The organism is Pseudomonas neuropathica (genome assembly GCF_015461835.1).
GTDB lineage: Bacteria > Pseudomonadota > Gammaproteobacteria > Pseudomonadales > Pseudomonadaceae > Aquipseudomonas > Aquipseudomonas neuropathica.
Genome location: NZ_JACOPX010000045.1, coordinates 1 through 1,277, shown reverse-complemented (window position 1 = coordinate 1,277; position 1,277 = coordinate 1). Strand labels below are relative to the sequence as shown.

Sequence of the window (1,277 nt, the reverse complement as noted above, 5' to 3'; positions counted from 1 at the left end):
CTAAGCTCAAGGGCCTGGGTGCAATGGCGCCGCGCCCATACAATTCTTCCCTCACTGGCCACCCCCAAACGCGCACGCACGCGAAGCAGGCTGCGGTTGCGCACTCACCCGCCCCATGATTTCGCTCATTTCAGCGATGACAGACATGAAGCACCCACGGGGGTCGCGCACGTTGTCGAGTTGAAGCGGGTGAATGCTTTGGCGGTAGCCCATCAGGCCTTCGCCTACGATCTGATCGGCGCAGATCACGATTACGCCGTCCTCGCCAATTTTACGGCAGAACCACACTGGCTTGTTCATGCAGCCTCCTCAGAACTCTTGGAACGCCCATCCACCGCCAGACTTCTTGGTCTTGGCAGTGACGGCGATGATCTTGAATGGGTACAGACTGGCGGCGACCTTGGTCTTGACCTTGGCGTCGTCAGTCCAGAAGCCCTTAACTTCGTGGAGCTGCATCTCGCCGTTGGCGAGCATCACCGCAAAGTCCGGGGTGTAGAACGTGTTGTCAGCCAGGCGCAGCTTGATGCCCTCGAACTTGAACCAAGCGATATGGCCAACGAACTGTCGGTCCTTGAGATACTCCCCGTAAGCGGCCTCGGTCTTGTTCATCTCGCCGGTCTTGAGCCGACCGAGAGCCTGTAAGCCACGCTTCATCCCTGCTGCCATCACTTCACCCCCACGATTACAAAGCCAGCGGCCTGGCGGGTCTTGGCGCACTGCTCGTGGTCGCCCTTGTTGCGTGGCTTGCTGCACACGTCGCAGAAGATCGACATCGAGGCGCGTGAGAACGGCTGAAAGCCGTGGGCTGGGCGCTGTTGCGGTTCGTAGTTCATGCGGGCCTCCGGATGCCCATCTTGGCCAGCAGCAGAGCGCGTGCGGCCTTTGGGTCTGTTGGTATGTTCTGTGCGGCCATCAGGTCGCGTGCTTCCTGGTGCGATGCGGCGAGCTGGATTTGTCTTGGTGTCTTGGATTCGTGGCCAATGCCGGTCGGGATCTTTCCATCCAGGGGCTGAGCGTTCTGGGCGCGGCGCTGGACGATGGCGTAGTTGCGTTCGAAACGCTGGTAGAGCGCTTTGTCGGTGGCCTTGGCCTGGCGAAGATCGAAGGTGCCAGTGGCCTCAGCTGCGACCTTCACGGCTTCATGGGTGTACTTGCCCTGCAGAGCCTCATGCCATGCATGCTCAACCGGTGGAAGGTCATCAACGCGGCGGCACAGCTCCAAGAAGTCGCAGGGCGCTGGTGGAAACTTGCACTCAACGACAAGGCGGCGCAGTCCA

General features: G+C 60.5%; 4 protein-coding genes. All 4 read right to left on the bottom strand.

The annotated features are described in order from the left end of the window. Positions 1–51 precede the first annotated feature (51 nt). Positions 52–300: a hypothetical protein gene (locus tag H8F23_RS28690; RefSeq protein WP_194936577.1), complete on the bottom strand. Its 249-nt coding sequence runs from the start codon at positions 298–300 to the stop codon at positions 52–54. Positions 301–309: 9 nt separating this feature from the next. Further along, on the bottom strand, positions 310–654 hold the full coding sequence (locus tag H8F23_RS28685; protein WP_194936576.1) for a DUF1064 domain-containing protein: 345 nt from the start codon (positions 652–654) through the stop codon (positions 310–312). Between the two features lie 11 nt (positions 655–665). Next, positions 666–833 carry a hypothetical protein gene (locus H8F23_RS28680; RefSeq protein ID WP_194936575.1) on the bottom strand — a complete coding sequence of 56 codons (168 nt, stop codon included), beginning with the start codon at positions 831–833 and terminating at the stop codon, positions 666–668. After that, a partial coding sequence (locus tag H8F23_RS28675; protein WP_194936574.1) for a hypothetical protein occupies positions 830–1,277 on the bottom strand: 448 nt, incomplete at its 5' end. The genes H8F23_RS28680 and H8F23_RS28675, both read right to left, overlap by 4 nt.